At 71.9% G+C, this 18,338-nt stretch carries 17 protein-coding genes; 9 read left to right on the top strand and 8 right to left on the bottom strand.

The features are described from left to right. The first annotated feature begins 12 nt into the window (after positions 1-12). The 4 genes from ACWD4B_RS06230 to ACWD4B_RS06215 are packed head-to-tail and all read left to right on the top strand — an operon-like array spanning position 13 to position 5,196. Positions 13-1,161: a serine hydrolase domain-containing protein gene (locus ACWD4B_RS06230; protein ID WP_451419660.1), complete on the top strand. Its 1,149-nt coding sequence runs from the start codon at positions 13-15 to the stop codon at positions 1,159-1,161. A 59-nt stretch (positions 1,162-1,220) separates the two neighbouring features. Then, a complete protein-coding gene (locus ACWD4B_RS06225) occupies positions 1,221-1,910 on the top strand; it encodes a winged helix-turn-helix domain-containing protein (protein WP_451419659.1) in 690 nt (229 codons plus the stop codon). Further along, positions 1,910-3,193 carry a sensor histidine kinase gene (locus ACWD4B_RS06220; protein WP_451419658.1) on the top strand — a complete coding sequence of 428 codons (1,284 nt, stop codon included), beginning with the start codon at positions 1,910-1,912 and terminating at the stop codon, positions 3,191-3,193. Before ACWD4B_RS06225 ends, ACWD4B_RS06220 begins: the two co-directional genes overlap by 1 nt. Positions 3,194-3,252: 59 nt before the next feature. Beyond that, positions 3,253-5,196 (top strand): glycoside hydrolase family 9 protein, encoded by a 1,944-nt coding sequence (locus tag ACWD4B_RS06215; RefSeq protein ID WP_451419657.1) that lies wholly within the window; start codon positions 3,253-3,255, stop codon positions 5,194-5,196. A 31-nt stretch (positions 5,197-5,227) separates the two neighbouring features. On the opposite strand, the gene ACWD4B_RS06210 is transcribed toward ACWD4B_RS06215, so the two are convergent. The 3 genes from ACWD4B_RS06210 to ACWD4B_RS06200 form a co-directional block, all read right to left on the bottom strand. Continuing rightward, positions 5,228-5,851 (bottom strand): LysE family translocator, encoded by a 624-nt coding sequence (locus tag ACWD4B_RS06210; protein WP_451419656.1) that lies wholly within the window; start codon positions 5,849-5,851, stop codon positions 5,228-5,230. Positions 5,852-5,976: 125 nt separating this feature from the next. Then, positions 5,977-7,077, bottom strand: a complete 1,101-nt coding sequence (locus ACWD4B_RS06205) for a calcium:proton antiporter (RefSeq protein WP_451419655.1) — start codon at positions 7,075-7,077, stop codon at positions 5,977-5,979. Between the two features lie 54 nt (positions 7,078-7,131). Continuing rightward, positions 7,132-8,166 carry a helix-turn-helix domain-containing protein gene (locus ACWD4B_RS06200; RefSeq protein ID WP_451419654.1) on the bottom strand — a complete coding sequence of 345 codons (1,035 nt, stop codon included), beginning with the start codon at positions 8,164-8,166 and terminating at the stop codon, positions 7,132-7,134. A gap of 96 nt (positions 8,167-8,262) precedes the next feature. Between ACWD4B_RS06200 and ACWD4B_RS06195 the strand changes: the two genes are divergently transcribed. The 5 genes from ACWD4B_RS06195 to ACWD4B_RS06175 all read left to right on the top strand — a co-directional run bounded on the left by ACWD4B_RS06195 (position 8,263) and on the right by ACWD4B_RS06175 (position 12,880). Next, positions 8,263-9,159: an alpha/beta hydrolase gene (locus tag ACWD4B_RS06195; protein WP_451419653.1), complete on the top strand. Its 897-nt coding sequence runs from the start codon at positions 8,263-8,265 to the stop codon at positions 9,157-9,159. Positions 9,160-9,231: 72 nt separating this feature from the next. Further along, entirely contained in the window at positions 9,232-9,621 is a 390-nt protein-coding gene (locus ACWD4B_RS06190) for a cupin (protein WP_451419652.1), read from the top strand. A 171-nt stretch (positions 9,622-9,792) separates the two neighbouring features. Then, positions 9,793-11,052: an arginine deiminase gene (locus ACWD4B_RS06185; protein WP_451419651.1), complete on the top strand. Its 1,260-nt coding sequence runs from the start codon at positions 9,793-9,795 to the stop codon at positions 11,050-11,052. 41 nt (positions 11,053-11,093) lie between these two features. After that, positions 11,094-12,560, top strand: coding sequence for a basic amino acid/polyamine antiporter (locus tag ACWD4B_RS06180; protein ID WP_451419650.1), 1,467 nt, complete (start codon positions 11,094-11,096; stop codon positions 12,558-12,560). Positions 12,561-12,679: 119 nt separating this feature from the next. Then, positions 12,680-12,880 carry an SCO3870 family protein gene (locus ACWD4B_RS06175; protein WP_451419649.1) on the top strand — a complete coding sequence of 67 codons (201 nt, stop codon included), beginning with the start codon at positions 12,680-12,682 and terminating at the stop codon, positions 12,878-12,880. Between the two features lie 2 nt (positions 12,881-12,882). Here ACWD4B_RS06175 and ACWD4B_RS06170 read toward each other — a convergent pair whose 3' ends face one another. The 5 genes from ACWD4B_RS06170 to ACWD4B_RS06150 are packed head-to-tail and all read right to left on the bottom strand — an operon-like array spanning position 12,883 to position 18,183. Continuing rightward, positions 12,883-14,115, bottom strand: a complete 1,233-nt coding sequence (locus ACWD4B_RS06170; RefSeq protein ID WP_451419648.1) for a beta-ketoacyl-[acyl-carrier-protein] synthase family protein — start codon at positions 14,113-14,115, stop codon at positions 12,883-12,885. Beyond that, the gene (locus tag ACWD4B_RS06165) at positions 14,112-14,366 is read right to left on the bottom strand and encodes an acyl carrier protein (RefSeq protein WP_451419647.1); all 255 of its coding nucleotides are present in this window, start codon (positions 14,364-14,366) and stop codon (positions 14,112-14,114) included. Before ACWD4B_RS06165 ends, ACWD4B_RS06170 begins: the two co-directional genes overlap by 4 nt. A 36-nt stretch (positions 14,367-14,402) precedes the next feature. Beyond that, entirely contained in the window at positions 14,403-15,470 is a 1,068-nt protein-coding gene (locus ACWD4B_RS06160) for a 3-oxoacyl-ACP synthase III family protein (protein WP_451419646.1), read from the bottom strand. Next, entirely contained in the window at positions 15,467-16,042 is a 576-nt protein-coding gene (locus ACWD4B_RS06155; protein WP_451419645.1) for a hypothetical protein, read from the bottom strand. The genes ACWD4B_RS06160 and ACWD4B_RS06155 overlap by 4 nt, the downstream gene beginning before the upstream one ends. Further along, positions 16,039-18,183, bottom strand: coding sequence for an MMPL family transporter (locus tag ACWD4B_RS06150; protein ID WP_451419644.1), 2,145 nt, complete (start codon positions 18,181-18,183; stop codon positions 16,039-16,041). The genes ACWD4B_RS06155 and ACWD4B_RS06150 overlap by 4 nt, the downstream gene beginning before the upstream one ends. Positions 18,184-18,338 lie beyond the last annotated feature (155 nt).

Below are 18,338 nucleotides of genomic sequence, written 5' to 3'. Positions count from 1 at the left end.
CATGATGCACGGGTGCAGGCGAATCGCAGGGATCGCAGAGGGAGCCCGGACGTACAGGCCCGGGTCGGTGCGATCCTCGAACGGCTCGTGGAATCCGGCGAGGAGAGCGGCCTCCAAGTGGCGGCCTATGTGAACGGTGAGCCGGTCGTCGACGCCTTCGCCGGCATCGCCGACGCATCCGCACCGCCCGACAGACGCCCGCTCGGCCCCGACACACTGATCCACAGCTTCTCCACCGGCAAGGGCTTCACGGCAACCCTCGTGCACGTGCTCGCCGAGCGCGGGCTGATCGACTACGACACCCCGATCGCCCACTACTGGCCCGAGTTCGGCGCCCACGGCAAACAGCGGGCCACCGTACGCCACGCGCTCACCCACTCCGTCGGCGTGCCCCAGCTCCCGCCCGGCATCACACCGGCCGAGCTCTGCGACTGGGACGCCATGTGCGCGATCGTCGCGGAACAGCAGCCGCTGTGGGAGCCCGGTTCGCGCAGCGGCTACCACGGCTGGACCTTCGGCTGGATCGTCGGCGAGACCGTACGCCGGATCACCGGCCTGACCCCGTCCGAAGCCCTGCGGACGTACGTCGCAGAGCCGCTCGGCATCGCCGACGAGCTCCACTTCGGCCTGCCCGAGAGCGAACTGGCCCGCACGGCACCGCTCGTCGAGGGGAACTGGGCCGCGTGGCTGGAGACCGTCCCGCCGTCCGCCCCCTTCCGGCGGCTGGTCGTGCCGAACCGCAGTGTGTGGACCACCGTCGAACTGGCCAACCGCCCCGACTACTTGCGCGCGGACCTGCCCGCCTGCGGCACCACGACCGCGCGCGCGGCCGCGCGCATGTACGCCGCGCTGCTGGGCGAGGTCGACGGTGTGCGGCTGGTCACCCGGGAACGCGTGGAGCTCGCCACGAGCGTGGCCGTCGACGGCAGGGACGCCATGCTCCTCGGCACGTACGCCAAGGGCCTCGGCTACTTCCTGGGCCTGCCCGCCATGGGCAGCCGGCCGACCGCCTTCGGCCACCACGGCAGCGGCGGCAGCATCGCCTTCGCCGACCGCGAACGCGGCCTGGCCTTCGCCCTCACCCGTACCCGCCTCGTCGCCGGCACGGCCGACACCGCGGCACGGCAGCTGGCCGACGAGATCCGGTCCTGCGTGGACTGAGGGCGGCCGGGTGGCCGGGCGGTCGGCGGCGCGAGCGGCCCGGCTTAGGGTTTCCCCTCATGCGCGTACTGATCCTTGAGGACGACCCCGAGCTGGGCCCCGTCCTCACCACCGGGCTGCGGGACGCCGGCTTCGCCGCGGACCTCGCCCCCACGCTCGCCGACGCCGACCTCAAACTCGCCGTCAACACCTACGACTGCGTGGTCGCCGACCGCATGGTGCCCGACGGCGATGCCCTGGTGCTCCTCGGCGCCCTGCGCGCACAGGGATCCGTACTGCCCGTCCTGCTGCTCACGGCCCTGGACTCGATCGGCGACCGGGTCGCGGGTTTCGAGCACGGGGCCGACGACTACCTCGTCAAACCCTTCGCCTTCGCCGAACTCGTCGCCCGCGTCCGGACCCTGTGCCGGCGCGGCCAGCCCAGCCGCCCGCCGCTGTTGCGGACGGCGGACCTGGAACTCGACCTCCCGCGGCGCCGAGTGAGCCGGGCCGGAACGCTGCTGAGCCTCACCGCCAAGGAACTCGCGGTCCTGGAGGTGCTGATGCTGCGGGCCGGCGAAGTGGTCACCCGCACCGAGCTCATCGAGCGCTGCTGGGACGAATCGAGCGAGCCGATGTCCAACGTCGTGGACGTCCTCATCGGCCAGCTGCGCCGCCGCCTCGGCGAACCCGGGCTGATCGAGACCGTCCGCGGCGCCGGCTACCGGCTCGCGGACCCGGAGCTCGCGGACCCGAAGGCGGACGGCTGATGCCGCTGTTGCCACTGATGTCGCCCAAGGCGTCTCCCGCCGTGGCGCGCCTGCACCGCAGCCGCTGGGTGACGACCCTGCTGTTCGCCGCGACGACCGCCGTGTGCCTGGTGGCCCTCGCCACGTTCGCCGCCCGGCTCGACGGGAACTCCCGCAGAGCCGCCCTGGACCACGAGGCCGGCGTCCGCGCGGTCGGCCTCTCCCGCGCGGTCTGGTCCAGCGGCGGGACCGTACACCTGGAACCGCTGCGCGAGGACGAACTCACCGAAGGCGTCGAGTCGGTGACCGTTCTCCGGCCGGGAACGGGACGGACCCCCGACGCCCGCGTGGCGGCAGGGGACAGGACGGCACTGCCCGACCGGGCCGAGCTCGGCAGGATCTGGCAGCGGCTGCTGACGGACCAGGAGACCGTCATCCGCTTCACCGCACCGGCCGGCGACGGCCGGCGCCTGCGCTGGGCGGTCTCCCCGGTCTGGGACGAACGCATCGACGCCGCCGTCCTCGTCGGCCTGGACCCCACCCGGCAGGAGCAGGGCCACGCCGAACTCGTACAGCATCTCGCGCTGGGCTGCGCCGCCCTGGTCGCCGTCGCGGCGACGGCCGGGCATCTGCTGTCCCGGCGCGCGATGCGGCCCGCCCTGCAAGGGCTGGACCGGCAGGAGCAGTTCCTCGCCGAGGCCGCCCACGAACTGCGCACCCCGCTGGCCACACTGCGCCTGGTGGTGGAGCAGGGCACCACGGCCCCCGACCGCGCACCGGCCGCACTGGGCACGGCCCTCGGCCTGGTCGACCGGCTGAGCCGGCTCGTGACCGGGCTGCTGGCCCGGGCACGGGTGGAGGCCGGTATCCAGGACGTCGAACTCATCCCGCTGCGGCTGGACCAGGTGGCCGAGCTGACCGTCGAAGAGCTGCCCGACCGCACGGGAGTCACCCTCCACACCGAACCGGCGGTCGTGCGCGGCGACCCGGAACTGCTGGCCCAGGCCGTGCGCAACCTCGTCGAGAACGCCCTGCGCCACGGCGGCGCCGGACCCCGCGTCGAAGTGACTGTCGCGCAGGGGCTGGTCGCCGTCCGTGACCACGGCCCGGGCGTGCCGCCCCGGGACCGCGACACGGTCTTCCGCCGCGGCGTCGGCAGCGGGTCCGGCACCGGCACGGGCCTGGCCATCGTCCGCTGGGTCGCAGAACTGCACGGCGGCACCGCCCGGCTCTCCGACGCCCCCGGCGGCGGCCTGCTCGCCGAACTGCGGCTGCCGCCGCACGAGGAGGAGCGGGCCGGGTGACGATTGCCTGTCCCTCCGTCCTCATCTTCAGCTCATGAAGCGTTCGCCAAGGTGAGCGCATGACCGAACGTCCCCGCCTCCGCCCCCGCCCTCGCCCGCGCACCATGGTCCTCGTCGCAGCCGCCGCCGTCGCAGCAGGCGCCGTGACCTACGCACTGCCCGCCCGGGGCTCGGCCCCCGAGGCGGACGGTCCGCGCGTGGCCGTCCGCGTCGACCAGGCCGGCTACGCCGTGGGCGAGGCCAAGCAGGCCTTCGTCATGGGGGCCGAACAGGCCCTCGGAGGCGCCGGTTTCAAACTCATCGACGCCCACGGCCGCACCGTGCGCACCGGACCGCTCGGCCCCCGGACCGGGCGCTGGAACCGCGCCTACACCTTGGTGCGCACCGTGGACCTCTCGGCCGTCGACACCCCCGGCACCTACCGCATCGAGCTGACCGGCACGGCCTCCGGAAGCTCGCCCGCCTTCAGGATCGCCGCCGCCCGCGACCTGATGACACCGCTGATCCAGGACAACGTCCGGTTCTTCCGGGCCCAGCGCGACGGCGCCGACGTGCCCGCGGACATCCTCTCCCGCAAACCGTCCCACCTGGCCGACCGTAAGGCCACGGTCTACGCCGCCCCGCACTACGACCGGGCGGGCAAGAAGCTCCTCGACGAACGGCTCACCCCCGCCGGCGGCCCGGTCGACGTCTCGGGCGGCTTCTTCGACGCCGGGGACTTCCTCAAGTTCACGCACACCACCTCCTACTCCGTCGCCGAACTCCTCCTCGCCCAGCGGTCGATGCCCGAGGCGGCGGGACTGTCCGCCGAGGCCGGGCACGGGCTGGCCTGGCTGGACAAGATGTGGGACGGCACCACGAACACGCTCTACGCCCAGGTCGGCATCGGGGCCGGGAACGACAACGTCCGTACCGACCACGACGTCTGGCGCCTGCCCGAGGACGACGACGCCCTCGACGTCCCGCCCGGCCACCCGGACCGGACCATCAGGAGTCGCCCCGTCTTCCGCGCCGCCGACCCCGGCACCCCCATCAGCCCCAACCTCGCCGGCAGGATGGCAGCCGTCTTCGCCCTCGCCGCGCAGCAGGAGGCACCCGGCGACCCCGGCGCCGCCAGAACCTGGCTGGCGAAGGCCGCAGCCGTCTACGAGCACGCCGACACCGCACCCCGCGGCACGCTGGTCACCGCGTTCCCGCGCGCCTTCTACCCCGAGGAAGTCTGGCAGGACGACATGGAGTTCGGCGCCACCGAACTCGCCCTGGCGGCACAGGCCCTCGGCGACGACCGCGCCGGCACCTGGCGCCGGCAGGCCGCCGACTGGGCCAAGGCGTACCTGGACTCCGACGACAAGGGCACCCTGGGCGTCGCCGACGTCAGCGCCCTGGCCCACACCGACCTGCTCACCGCCCTCAACGGGGCCGACGCGCCCGGCATTTCCCCCGACGCCCTGCGCGCGGACCTGCGCCGCCAGCTCGACGAGGGCACGACACGCGCAGCGAAGGACCCCTTCACGGCAGGCGCCGTCTACGACGAGGCCGACGCGGTGCCCCACACCTTCGGCCTCGTCGCCACCGCCGGGCTCTATGCGAAGGCCACCGGCGACCACCGCTACGACGCCTTCGCGGCCCGGCAGCGCGGCTGGGCGCTCGGGGCCAACCCCTGGGGAACGTCCTTCATGGTCGGCGCCGGCGAGACCTTCCCGCACTGCCCCTCGCACCAGGTCGCGAACCTCGCCGGAAGCCTCGACGGCACGGGCGCGATCCTGCGCGGCGCCGTGGTCAACGGCCCCAACTCCGCGAAGGACCTGGACGACCCGGACAGCCTGAACACCTTCCCCACCATGAGGAAGTGCGCGGCGAACCCTCCGGGCGGCGCGTCCTGGAAGGACTTCGACGGCAAGGGCGCCGGCTACCGCGACCGGATGGACTCCTGGCAGACGGCCGAGGCCGCGCTGGACTTCACCTCGGTGGCCCTGCTGGCCTTCGCCCTCACCGCGAGCTGAACCGGCAACCGGCGGGGCGCGCCGGTTGCACTCACGCGGTGGCGACGCGCAGGGCAACTCCCGCGAGCACCAGGCCCATCACCGTGCGCTGGGTGCGCAGCCAGGCCGGGCGTTCCTGCAGGAACCCGGCGATGGTTCCGGCGGTGAGGGCGATCAGGCCGTTGACGGTGACCGCTATCGCGATCTGGACCAGGCCCAGTTCGAGGCTCTGTGCCGGCACCGAGCCTCGTCGCGGGTCGACGAACTGCGGGAGTATCGAGACGTAGAGGATCGCGATCTTGGGGTTGAGGAGGTTGGTGACCAGCCCCATGGTGAACAGCCTGCGGGGCGGGTCCGGCGGCAGCGGCTGCGGGGCGAAGACGGAGGTGCCGCCCGGCTTGAGGGTGCACCACGCCAGCCAGCCCAGGTACGCGGCCCCGGCCAGTTTGAGGGCCGTGTAGAGGGCGGGCACGAGGGTGAGGACGGTGGCGAGTCCGACGGTTGCGGCCAGCAGGTAGAAGAGGAAGCCGGTGGCGACGCCGAGGAGCGAGATCAGCCCGGCCCGCCGTCCCTGGGTCACGGATCTCGACACGAGGTAGAGCATGTTGGGGCCGGGGGAGAGCACCATCCCGAGCGCCACGATCGCGATGCCCGTCAGTGCCTGCGTGCTGATCATGGGATGAAGCATCGGCCGAGCCGACCGTGCAGCACCAGCGCGCGTTGCTTCATCGTCGGATGAAGCAACGCTGAAAGCACGCGGCACCCCCCGCCCTACGGGCCCTCATGGGCCTGCCTGGACTGTTACGGGCTGACGGCGAGCACGAGATAGGCCCCGAGGAGCGAGAGGTGCACGCCGCCCTGGAGGGGTGTCGCACGGCCCGGGATCACGGTCAGGGTGCCGACGACGACGGTGAGGGCCATGAGCACCATGTGCGTCGCGCTCAGGCCCAGGACCAGCGGCCCGTTGAGCCAGATCGAGGCCACGGCGACGGCGGGGATGGTCAGTCCGATGCTCGCCATGGCCGAGCCCAGCGCCAGGTTGAGGCTGGTCTGCACGCGGTCGCCGCGCGCGGCCCGGAGGGCGGCGATCGACTCGGGCAGCAGGACCATCAGCGCGATGACGACGCCGACGACCGACGCGGGCAGTCCGGCCGCCGACACCGCCGACTCGATCGTCGGCGAGACGACCTTGGCCAGGCCGACCACGGCGACCAGCGCGACGAAGAGCAGGCCCAGGCTGCCCAGGGCGGCCCGTGCCGAGGGCGGTTCGGCGTGGTCGTCGGTGTCGATGACCTCGCCCTCGGCCGTCACCGGCAGGAAGTAGTCCCGGTGCCGCACCGTCTGCGTCGACACGAACAGCCCGTACACGATGAGCGCGGCCAGCGCGGCGAAGACGAGTTGCGGAGGGGAGAAGCGCGGGCCCGGGGTGCTGGTGGTGAACGTCGGCAGGACCAGGCTCAGGCCCGCCAGTGTCGCCACCGCTCCGAAGGCGGCTCCCGTGCCCTCGGGGTTGAAAGTCGCGACCCGCCGGCGCAGCGCGCCCACCAGCAGGCACATTCCGACGATGCCGTTGCAGGTGATCATCACGGCGGCGAAGACGGTGTCGCGGGCCAGGGTGCTGCTCTTGTCGCCGCCGTCGGCCATGAGCGTCACGATCAGGGCCACCTCGATGACGGTCACGGCGAGCGCCAGCACCAGGGACCCGAACGGTTCCCCGACCCTGTGCGCGATCACCTCCGCGTGATGCACGGCGGCCAGTACCGCTCCCGTGAGCGCGCACCCTACGAGCACCACCAGCCCCGCCGACAACGACTGCCCCCAGGACAGCGCCAGGTCGATGGCCGCCACCACGGGCACGTACACCGGCCACTTCGAAACAAACAAGCGGAACTGAGCATTCATACGGCAAGCGTCGCATATCGGCCTTTTGATGCCCTGATCTCCGCCGTGACGTCCTCAGCTGTCGAGCAGCCGCCACGCCGTCAGGGCGAGCCTGGCCCGTATCAGCCCGGTGGGCTCGGTGAGTTCGATGCCCAGGGTCCTCCCGATCTGTTCGAGCCGGCGCGAGACGCTGCTGTGGTGCAGGTGGAGCAGGTCGGCGGCCCGGCGCAGGGAGCCGGCGGTGCAGTAGGCGTCCAGGGTCTCCAGATCCTCCGGGCTGTCGGCCATCCGGGCGATCGCGGCCACGTCGGCGTTCTCCCGCGCGACGCCCTCGGGCACCTGCGCGAGCAGCGCCAGCGCCCCCAGACCGGCGTAGTGGACGACCGGTTGGCGCGGGGTGCTGAAACGGAGCGCGGTGCGGGCCTCCTGCCAGGACCGTCCGGGGTCCTGGGCGGCGCCGATGCCTGCGCGGACGCCTGTGGGAATTTGGTCCGCGTCCACCGTGGTGGCCAGGATGACGCCCACGTCGGCGAGCGGCGCCGCCTTCACCGGGCGCGCCGGGCAGACCAGGCCGCCGATCCGGTCGAGCGGCAGCCGCGACCGTACGGCGACGACGCGGACCGGCAGGCCGGCGGCGAAACCCAGAAGGCGCAGCGCCCTGGCCCTGGCCGCCTCGTCGGTGTCGGCGCCGATCGCCAGTTCGACGAGGGCGGGGTCGGCCATGGTGGTCCGGGCCGGGCCGTACCGCTCGACGACCGCCGCGACGGCGATGGCGAGCCGGTCGAGGAGCACTTCGTCGAGCGGGTTGGGCGAGCCGGGGCGTTCCAGCCACACCGTGCCGATCTCCTCCTCGTCGAGGGCGATCGGCACCGTGGTGGACACGAGCGGTGCCAGGGCGGACGCCTCCGTGCCGTCGGGCGAGAAGCGGATCGCCCGCCCGGTGCCGTGGAGCCGGATCCCGGCCACGCACTCGGCCAGGCCGGCCGAGGCCCGGGCGAGCGCCGGGAGATCCACCCGCCGGCGCATCAGCGTGTCGTAGAACCCGATGATGCGGATCGCGCCATCGACGTACGGATCCAGCCCGGACAGCCGTACGGCCAGTGCTTCCATGGCTGAAGGATAGGCGCCGATCGGCGCGGGATCCGGGCCGGATGCCCGACGGTCGGCGGATGAACCCCGGGGTGACGGGCCATCAGGATGGACGGCATGGATCCCGAACTCGAAGCATTCATCGCCCTGTTCCCCCCGGCCGACCTGACCGACCCGCTCGCCGAGCGCAAGAACTTCGCCAAGCTGGCCGCGGCGCTGCCGGCACCGGACACCACGAACCTGGAGATACAGGACCGCACCGTGTCCGCCGATCCGGAGGTGGCGGTGCGGATCTACCGCCCGCACCGGGCGCAGGGCGCCATCGTCTGGCTGCACGGCGGCGGATTCGTCATGGGCAACCTGGACACCGAACACCCGTGGGCCACCCGGATCGCCAACGGCTCCGGCGCCGTGGTGATCTCGGTGGACTACCGCCTGGCCCCCGAGAACCCGTTCCCGGCCGCACTGGACGACGCCTACGCCGTGCTGACCTGGACGGCCGAGCACGCAGCCGAACTCGGCATCGACCCCGGGCGGATCGCGGTCGGCGGCCACAGCGCCGGCGGGGGACTCGCGGCCGCGGTGGCGCTGCGGGCACGTGACGAGCAGGGGCCGCCGATCCGCTTCCAGCTCCTCAACCAGCCCGGGCTCGACGACCGGCAGGGAACGTGGTCGGCGCAGAACTTCACCGACACACCCTGGATGAATTACGGCAAGGTCACCCAACTGTGGCGCTACTACCTGGGCTCCACGCCCGCCACGCCGTACGCCGCCCCGGCACGGGCCACCGATCTGTCCGGCCTGCCGCCCGCCTACGTGGCCACCGCGGAGCTCTGCCCCAACCGCGACGAGGACATCGACTACGCGGTACGCCTGCTGCGGGCGGGCGTGCCGGTCGAACTGCACCAGTGGCCCGGCACGTTCCACGGATCGCAGGCGATCCTCTCCGCCGAGGTGTCCCAGCGGCAGCTCGCCGAACTCGGCGCGGTCCTGCGCCGCGCCCTGGCCGCGTGAGGCGGCCGTCCCGATGAAAGTCCACCGTAAGAAACCGTGAGAAACCGTAAGAAACAGAAAGGAAACCTCACCATGACCACCACCCCGATCGACCTCTTCGCCTCCTTCCTCCACTTCCGCCAAGGCGGCCAGGTGCGCGCCGAGCAGCCGGTGTTCGAACCCGGCCGGGACGGCTGGCAGTTGATGACCTTCCGTGCGGACACCGACGCCGACGTCCACGCCGACCACTGGGAGGTCCACCCCGAGGCGGAAGAGGTCGTGTCCTGCCTCACCGGCGGAATACGTCTGCACTTCCGGCCGGAGCAGCCGGGCGAGGAAGAGGCCGGGATCCGGCTGACGGCCGGCACCGCGGTCATCGTGCCGCGCGGGCGATGGCACCGCATCGCGCTGGACGTCCCCAGCGACATCATGTCCGTCACCATGCCGCGAGGCAGCCGTCTCGAGAAGCGGACCGCGGCCTGACGGGCTCGTGGGCATACGCCCGGCCGGCGGGCCCGGACCTCGGGCCCGCCGGCCGGGCGGGCCACCTGATCAGACTACGTGCGGTGGCCCCGTTCGGGCAGGTCGGGCAACGGTAGAGCGAGGAGGCGCAGGCCGGGACCAGCTCGCTTCTCTCCCGACCGAAGGACGGTTATGACCGACACCGCCGCTCACGCCCACGCCTACGGCGTGCACTCCGAGGTCGGCCGACTGCACAAGGTCCTGGTCTGTGCTCCCGGGCAGGCCCATCGCCGCCTGACACCCACCAACGCGGAAGACCTGCTGTTCGACGACGTCATGTGGGTGGAGAACGCCCAGCGCGACCATGCGGACTTCGTCAACAAGCTCACTCAGCGCGGGGTGGAGGTCGTCGAGCTGCACGATCTGCTCGCGCAGACCATGGCGATCCCCGAGGCCCGCTCGTGGCTGCTGGATCGTAAGATCACTGCGAACCAGGTCGGTCTCGGGCTGATCGACGGCACCCGTGCGTACCTGGACTCCCTTCGGCCGCGTGCACTCGCCGAGTTCCTCATCGGCGGATTCGCCACCTCCGATCTCCCCGAGGACCACCGTACCGGCCACCTCGCCCTGGCCCGGGAGGGGACCGGCGCACGCGAGTATCTGATGCCGCCGCTGCCCAACACCCTCTACACCCGCGACACCACGTGCTGGCTCTACGGCGGTCTCACCCTCAACCCGCTGTACTGGCCCGCCCGCCACGACGAGACCCTGCTGATGAAGGCGGTCTACACCTTCCACCCCGCATACGCGGGTTCCACGGTCTGGTGGGGGGATCCCGAACTGGACTGGGGCCAGGCCACCTTCGAAGGCGGCGACATCATGCCCGTCGGGAACGGCGTCGTGCTGATGGGCATGAGCGAGCGCACCTCGCGCCAGGCCATCACCCAGGTCGCCGCCGCCCTGTTCCAGGGCGGCGCAGCCCAGCACGTCATCGTCGCCGGCATGCCCAAGCTTCGCTCGGCGATGCACCTGGACACGGTCTTCACCTTCGCCGATCGCGACATCGTCACCCTCTACCCCACGATCACCGACAGCATCCACACCTTCTCGCTGCGCCCCTCCGATGCCGCTCCCGGCATCGAGATCACCGACGAGGGCCCGCGCCCCTTCACCGACGTGGTCGCCGGCGCACTGGGCCTCAAGAAGCTGCGGGTCATCGCCACCGGTGGCGACGTCTACGCCTCCGAGCGCCAGCAGTGGGACAGCGGGAACAACGCCGTCGCCGTGGAACCGGGCGTGGTCTTCACCTACGACCGCAACACCACCACCAACACCCTGCTGCGCAAGGCCGGTGTCGAGGTCATCACCATCGTCGGAGCCGAACTCGGGCGCGGCCGCGGCGGTGGCCACTGCATGACCTGCCCCATCATCCGCGAACCGGTCGCCTACTGACACGCCGTGCGGCTTGCCGACGACGCCAACGAAGGGGAGACATGACCGACGCCCATGCCGGCGGGGAAGCCCGGAGCACCGACGGTGCGTCACCGGCCGCCGCCAAGCTGACCCTGCTGACGATGACCTCGATGGTCGTCGGATCGATGGTGGGCGCCGGGGTGTTCTCGCTGCCGGGCCGCTTCGCGCAGGAGACCGGCGTCGCCGGGACACTGATCGCCTGGACCATCGCCGGCCTGGGCATGCTCATGCTGGCCTTCGTCTTCCAGACCCTCGCCGTGCGCAGGCCGCACCTGGACGCCGGCGTGTACGCCTACGCCAAGGCCGGGTTCGGCGAATACCTCGGCTTCTTCTCGGCGTTCGGCTACTGGGCCAGCGCATGCGTGGGAAACGTCACCTACTGGGTGCTGATCATGTCCACCATCGGGGCCGTCGCACCGGCACTCGGGGAAGGCCAGACGCTGCTCGCGGTGGTCCTCTCCTCGATCGGCCTCTGGGGGGTCTTCCTGCTGATCAGACGCGGGGTCAAGGAGGCCACCGCGATCAACCGGATCGTCACCGTCGCCAAGCTCGTCCCCATCCTGGTCTTCATCGTCCTGGCACTCTTCTGCCTCAAGCCCGACGTCTTCGCCCGGAACATCACCGCCACCCACCACGGGGGCGCGCTCTTCCCCCAGGTCCGCGGCACCATGCTCGTCACCGTCTTCGTCTTCCTCGGCGTCGAGGGCGCCAACGTCTACTCCCGCCACGCCAAGCGCCGCGAGGACGTCGGGCGGGCCACCCTCCTGGGATTCCTCAGCGTCTTCGCCATTTTCGCCTCGGTCACCATCGTCTCCTACGGCATCCTGCCCCTGCACGAGATCGCGGCGCTGCGCCAGCCGTCGATGGGGCAGGTCCTGCAGGCGGCCGTCGGCACCTGGGGGAACGTGCTCGTGAGCGTCGGCCTGATCGTCTCCGTGCTCGGCGCCTACCTCGCCTGGAGCCTGATGGCCGCAGAAGTACTGCTGGTCGCCGCCAGGGACGACGACATGCCCCGCTTCCTGCGGCGCCTGTCCGCCGCCGACGTGCCGGTGGCGGCCCTGTTCCTGAGCACCTGCCTGTCGCAACTCGTCCTCGTCATCACGCTGTTCTCCGGCGACGCCTTCAACTTCACCCTCGACCTGACCAGCGCGCTGTCGCTCATCCCGTACCTCCTGGCCGCCGCCTATGCGCTCAAGATCGCCCTCCACCGCGCACCGGGCGCCACCCGGCGGGAGGGCACCACCCGCGAACTGGTCGTCGCCGCACTGGCCACCCTCTACACCGCGTTCCTGCTGTACGCGGCCGGGCTGAAGTTCGTCCTGGTCGCCTTCATCGTCTACGCGCCCGCCACCGTGCTGTTCGTCATGGCCCGCCGAGAACAGGGCCGGACCCTCTTCACCCCGCGCGAACTCGTCATCCTCGCCGTCTCCGTGGCCGGAGCCGTCGTCGGCATCGCCGCGATCGCCGCCGGCTGGATCCAGCTGTGACGGAACCGGACTCCGGACACATCGACGTCGAACTCCGGGACGACCTCGGCGCAGGGCAGTTGACGGCCCACGGGTACAGTCGATGGTGATCAGGCCGATTCACTGATGGGGGATGTGAAATGAAACAGGTGCCGTTCGGAACCCTGTGTGTGGGGCTCGTGGCGCTCGGGACCGCGTTCGGGTTCTTTACGTTCCAGTTGCGGGCAGACGGCTATGAGCAGTACGTCCAGTACATGGCCTTTGCGTCCGTGATGATGTACTTCACTGCGGCCATGACGGCACTGACGTGGTACCGCGCTCGTCGGACCCCTTCGGACTGAGTTCAGGGCGCGGTGAGTGCCAGGACGACGTTGTGGCCGCCGAAGCCGAAAGAGTGGCTGACGGCCGCGCGGACGTCCTGGCGGCGTGATTGCTTGGTCACGCAGTCGATGTCGAACTCGGGTGCCGGAGCCCGGAGGTTGGCGATCGGCGGCACGATGCGGTGCTGGATCGTCAGGACGGTGAGCGCCGCGTCGATCGCCCCCGACGCACCGAGGGTGTGACCGAGGACGCCCTTGGGCGCGGTGACGCTGGGGCGGTGCGGCAGGACCCGGGCGATCAGCGCCGCCTCGGCGGCGTCGTTGAGCAGGGTGGAAGTGCCGTGCGCGTTGACGTGGTCGATGTCGTGCGGGGCGAGCCCGGCCTCGCCCAGTGCGGTGCGCAGGGCGGCCTCCGCGACGTGGGCCGCCTCGAGCGGGGCCGTGGGGTGGTGGGCGTCGGAGGTGCTGCCGCAGCCGGCGAGCAGGGCGCGCGGGCGGACACCGCGCGCGACCGCGTCCTCGACGCGCTCCAGGACCAGGACGCCCGCACCCTCGGCCATCACGAAGCCGTCGCGGTCGTGGGCGAACGGGCGGGATGCCTCGGCGACCGCATCGGTCCGTTCGGACAAGGCACCCATGCGCCAGAAGCCGGTGGCCGTCAGGCGGCTGATGGCCGTCTCCACGCCTCCGGCCACCACCACGTCGCACGCACCCGAGACCAGCAGGTCGCGCGCCACGGCGATGGCCGTGGCACCGGAGGCGCAGGCGGTCGAGGGTGCGAGGCTCGGTCCGTGCGCCCGCAGGTGGATGGAGGCCTCGTCGACGCCGTGTCCGGGCGTGAGCGTGGGGAGGGCCATCGGCGAGAGCAGGTCGGGGCCGTGCTGTTCCAGGCGCCGGTACTGCTCCTCGGCCTTGTCGATGGTGCCCAGGCTGCAGCCGATGACGGTGGCGACACGTGCTCCGTCCCAGGTGGCCGGGTCGAGCCCCGCGTCGCGTACCGCTTCGTCGGCGGCCAGGACGGCGAGCTTCGCCGTCCTGCCCATGCGCCAGGACAGGCGCCCGACGCGCTGGTCGAGGTCGTCCTCGCCGAGGGGGACGCGGCAGGAGAAGTCCACGGGAAGGCCGTCGAGCACGGGGTCGGGAGCCGCTGTGCTCCGGCCCCCGCGGATGGCCTGCCATGTCGCGTCGACACCGTCCCCGGCCGGGGTGAGCAGCCCCAGGCCGCTGACGGCGACTGAAGGTTTCTGTGTTTTCACGGCACTTGTGCCGTCTCGGTGCGCCGCAGGGTGTCCACGTGTTCCGTGATGTCGCCGAGTGTGGTGAAACGGCCGGCACGATCGCTGTCGAGCTTCACACCGATCTGCTCCTGGAGGACGAGGGCGAATTCTGCGAGTGCGAGGGAATCCAGCTGGAGTTGTTCCAAGGTGACCTGGGGGGTGATCTCGTGGTCCGGTACACGGAAGGTCTTGGTCAGGATCGAGCGGACGATGTCGCATGTGTCGGTCATGGCGTGTGTTCCTTGCGGTGGTGGGGGGTGGGCCGGTCACGGCGCGAGCGAAGCGGTGTGGCGCGTGCGCTGCGCAGGAGGCTTCGGCGTTCCCAGGGGGTGCCACTCCATGAGGAGCATCCCGGCGGACGCGCCGCTGGCCAGCCCGAACAGGGCCACCAGGTCGCCGGGGTGCACCATGCCCCGCTGCTCCGCCTCGACGATCTGCAGGGGCAGGTTCGCGGTGGCGACGTTGCCGTAGCTCGGAAAGGTGGCGACGGCCCTGGCCTCGGGGACTCCGAGGGCCCGGAGGATGGCCCGGGTGGTGGGGACCGACGGCTGCTGCACGCAGAAGAGCCGGAAGTCGTCCGGTGCGTGGCCCATGGAGCGCAAGGTGTCGAGTGCCGCCACTTCCATGCCGGCGTAGGAGGCGGCCAGGGCCTGGGAGTCGAAGCGGACGGAGGGCGTGTCGGGCCGAGGAGCAAAGCAGGGGAAGGCGACCGTTGCGGCGCGCCAGCCCGCCGAGTTGGCGCAGAAGGCGCTGCCGAGCAGTCCGGGCCGGTCGCTCGCCTCCAGAAGCAGGGCTGCGCCCAGGTCGCCGAGGGTGCAGACGGGGAGGAACAGCGAGAGCTCGGCGTGGTCGCGGACAGGGAGGGCGGAGAGGGGGCTGTTGCGCTCTCCGGTGGTGATCAGTACCCGCTCGTACCGGCCCGTGCGGATCAGGGAGTCGGCGATCTCGAGGGCGTTGAGGACGCCGTTGCAGGCGTTCTGCACGTCGAAGACCGGTGCGGTGACGCCGAGTTTGTGGGCGACGATGTGGGCCGTGGCAGGTTCCTCCACGTCCTTGCCCGCGGAGGCGAAGATCAGCAGGTCGACGGCGTCGGGGCCTAGGCCGGCCCGGTCCAGGGCGTGGCGTCCTGCCTCCGCGGCCAGGTCGGAGGGCCAGGTGCCGGCGGGTGCCACGCGGCGCTCCTCGAAGCCGTACATCTGTTGCAGCAGCCCGGGCAGCAGGCGGATGCCGGGGTTGCGGGCGCGGACGTCGTTCTCGATCTCCTCGCCGGTCTGGCGGTCGGGCGGCACATGGACGGCGACCTGGGCGATTGTGCTGTAACGGGGGCGGCTCACCGGAGGAACCTGACCGTGCCCTTGCCGCGGACTGTGCGCAGGCCCGAACTCGCGCACTGGCTCAGGTCGCTGGTGGGGGTGGCGCTGCCCGAGATGGACGTTCCGGTGAGCGGTCCGCGGGTGACCCTGCCGACGAGGAGGGCGTCCGCGGGGTTGTAGCCGCTCACCGTGTCCAGTGTGGGCCGGAGGGTGGAGACGCCTGCGCGGCGCCCTGCGGTGTCGTACCAGACGACCTTGCCGGAGCCGGTGATCCTCGTAGCCCCGCTGCAACTGGCCAGGCCGCTGCCCTGGATCGTCGCAACGCCGTCGTGCAGGTGCCGTTCGGAGCCGTCCGGTGAGGTGCAGCCGGTCACGCGGAAGGTGCCGTTGACACGGATGTGACGGGGCTGGGTGGTGAGGTCGGGGGAGAACGTGATCGGGTGTTCGCGCGTCGTCGTGATGCGGCAGCGCAGGACCGTGCGCATGTCGGCGGGGGCAGCGGTCGCCGGGGCCGGGGCGGTGGCGAGGGCCGTCACCGTGAGCAGGGCCGCGGTGGCGGTCCTGAGCGGGTGGTGGAGGCAAGGTGGGATCACGTGGGGTCTCCTTGGGGGTGGACCGACGAGGCGGTGGCAGTGGGCACGGACGGGGCCGGCCGTGGCGGGGGCAGCGCGGTGGTGGTGGCGAGCGGTGGGAACAGCCGGTGCAGCGGTCGTGGCAGCCACCAGTTGCGGTGGCCGAGCAGTCGCATGAGCGTGGGGACGACCACCAGGCGGATCAGTGTGACGTCCAGCAGTACGGCGGTGGCGACCAGGAAGCCGGCCTGACGGAAGTCCTGACGGTGGGTGGCCATGAGCCCGGCGAAGACGACGGCCATCGTGGCTGCCGCGAGCGTGATGGGGCGGGCGGTCTCGCTCAGGCCGCTCGCGACGGCCCGGCGGCAGTCGCCGCCCGCCCGGTAGTGGTCGGTGATGCGGTGGACGAGGAAGATCTCGTAGTCCAGGGACAGCCCGAAGACGATCGTCAGGGCCAGCAGCGGGACCGCGAGGTTGACGGTGTCCGCCGTGTGCCGGGTGACCTGGGCGAGGAGTCCGAAGGCCGCTGCCGTCGACAGGGCGTTCATGATGAGGGCTTTGAGCGGGACCAGCAGGCTGCGGAAGGCCAGCAGCATCACCAGGAGCGAGCCCGCGAGGGCGAGTGCGCCGACCTGCCACAGAATGGCGCGCAATGCGCCGAGGAAGTCGGTGAGGGTGGCGGCGGGGCCGCCGGTGAACGCCTGCTGGCCCGGGGGCAGGGTGCGTGCGGCGAGCGAGCGCATGTCGCGGACCAGCCGGCGGGACGCGGGACCGTCCACGAGGAGGCGGTCGGCGACGGTGACCACCGTCAGGTCGCGCCCGTTGTCCAGAGCGCCGACGGTGCTGATGCGCGGGTCGGCCCGCAGTGCGTCGACCAGGGCGGTGGTGTCCACGGGATCCGCTCCGGCGCGGTGGGGCAGGGCGAATACGGTGACGTCGGCCAGCCCGTCCTGTTCCAGCTGGGCGAAGCCGGCTCCCGCCGCGGTGCGGGCGATCGCCGTGCGGTCCACCCGCATCCCCGGGCGGAGTTGACCCGCAGGCACGGCGGCGAGGGCGAGGACGGCGACGGCGCCGAGGAGGTACGGCCAGGGGCGGCGCATCAGACGGTCCGCCCAGCGTTCCCAGCGTCCGCGCCGGGGGCGTCCGCGCCGTACGCGGCCCCACGTCAGCCACCGGTCCAGGCGGGGCAGGACGGCGGGCAGGGCCGTGGTCGCCACGGCCGTGGCGACCACGGTCGAGACCCCTGCGGCCAGCCCCATCGTGCGCACGATGCCCAGGGGCACGGTCAGCAGGGCCGCGCTGGTGACGCCCACCGCTGCTGCGCACCACAGCACCGCTCGCCCGGCCGTCGCGGTCGCGTGGTCGCCGGCCGCGCAAGGGGCGAACCCCTGCTCGCGGTGACGGCGGTAGTGGAGCAGGAGCAGGAGGGTGTAGTCGAGTCCGAGACCGAAACCGACCGTGGTGGCCACGGTCAGCGCCATGCTGTCGACCGGGATCAGCAGGGTGAGAGCGACCAGCGATGCGGTGCTCACGAGGACGCCCAGCCCGGCCGCCAGCACCGGCACCAGGGCGGATCCCACCGAGCCCAGGCCCACGACGAGCAGCATCAGGGCAGCCGGTACGGTCAGGGCCTCCACGTACCGCAAGTCCCGCAGATCCGCGTCACGCAGCGCGGCGAGCAGGGGAGTTGCGCCGGTCAGCGCGACCGTGACACGACCGCCGGAGGCGGTGCCGGCCGCGCGGTCGGCCGCGGTCCGCCAGACGGGCAGCAGCCGTTGCCGGGCAGCGGCATCGCCCCGGGCCCCGAAGAGCAGATACGCGTGGTGCGGGTCGAGTCGTGGGACGTCCGGGACGGTGAGCACCCGGCCGATCCCGGGCGTGGCCGCCATGGCGCGGGCGGTGGCGGCCACGGCAAGCCGGTACGGCTCCTCATCGGCGTGCAGGGCAGGGGAGTTGAAGGCGAGGACCAGTTGTTCGGTGCCGAGCTGCGGCATGCCGCGCGCGACGAGCGCGGCGGCCCGGGCGGAGGAACTGCCCGGCAGCTCAAGGGCGGTGCCGCCCAGCCGGCCGAGGCCGGCCGGAACGGCGAGGCATGCGGCCAGCGCGAGAGCCGCCCATGTCGGCAGGCACCATCGGCTCTTGCGGGCTCGCAGCCATGCCACGAAATCCGTCCCCTCTGCGATCCCCGTCAACGACGGGGTCGCCTATCGGTGTTGATCCGCTGGTATGCATAAAAGGAAAAGAAGAGGAATGGGTGCGTCTGAAAAGAAAAGATTTCGGTCGAGACGGAACATAGTTCCTTGAAAGCCGTCCTGGC

The organism is Streptomyces sp. NPDC002536 (genome assembly GCF_053594995.1).
This window is presented reverse-complemented; position numbering and strand designations above follow the sequence as displayed.

Excerpts from the sequence above, each read along its gene's own strand:
- ACWD4B_RS06225 (WP_451419659.1), top strand. The coding sequence starts at position 1,221 with ATGCGCGTACTGATCCTTGAGGACGACCCCGAGCTGGGCCCCGTCCTC.
- ACWD4B_RS06220 (WP_451419658.1), top strand. The coding sequence starts at position 1,910 with ATGCCGCTGTTGCCACTGATGTCGCCCAAGGCGTCTCCCGCCGTGGCG.
- ACWD4B_RS06215 (WP_451419657.1), top strand. The coding sequence starts at position 3,253 with ATGACCGAACGTCCCCGCCTCCGCCCCCGCCCTCGCCCGCGCACCATG.
- ACWD4B_RS06210 (WP_451419656.1), bottom strand. The coding sequence starts at position 5,851 with ATGATCAGCACGCAGGCACTGACGGGCATCGCGATCGTGGCGCTCGGG.
- ACWD4B_RS06205 (WP_451419655.1), bottom strand. The coding sequence starts at position 7,077 with ATGAATGCTCAGTTCCGCTTGTTTGTTTCGAAGTGGCCGGTGTACGTG.
- ACWD4B_RS06200 (WP_451419654.1), bottom strand. The coding sequence starts at position 8,166 with ATGGAAGCACTGGCCGTACGGCTGTCCGGGCTGGATCCGTACGTCGAT.
- ACWD4B_RS06195 (WP_451419653.1), top strand. The coding sequence starts at position 8,263 with ATGGATCCCGAACTCGAAGCATTCATCGCCCTGTTCCCCCCGGCCGAC.
- ACWD4B_RS06190 (WP_451419652.1), top strand. The coding sequence starts at position 9,232 with ATGACCACCACCCCGATCGACCTCTTCGCCTCCTTCCTCCACTTCCGC.
- ACWD4B_RS06185 (WP_451419651.1), top strand. The coding sequence starts at position 9,793 with ATGACCGACACCGCCGCTCACGCCCACGCCTACGGCGTGCACTCCGAG.
- ACWD4B_RS06180 (WP_451419650.1), top strand. The coding sequence starts at position 11,094 with ATGACCGACGCCCATGCCGGCGGGGAAGCCCGGAGCACCGACGGTGCG.
- ACWD4B_RS06175 (WP_451419649.1), top strand. The coding sequence starts at position 12,680 with ATGAAACAGGTGCCGTTCGGAACCCTGTGTGTGGGGCTCGTGGCGCTC.
- ACWD4B_RS06165 (WP_451419647.1), bottom strand. The coding sequence starts at position 14,366 with ATGACCGACACATGCGACATCGTCCGCTCGATCCTGACCAAGACCTTC.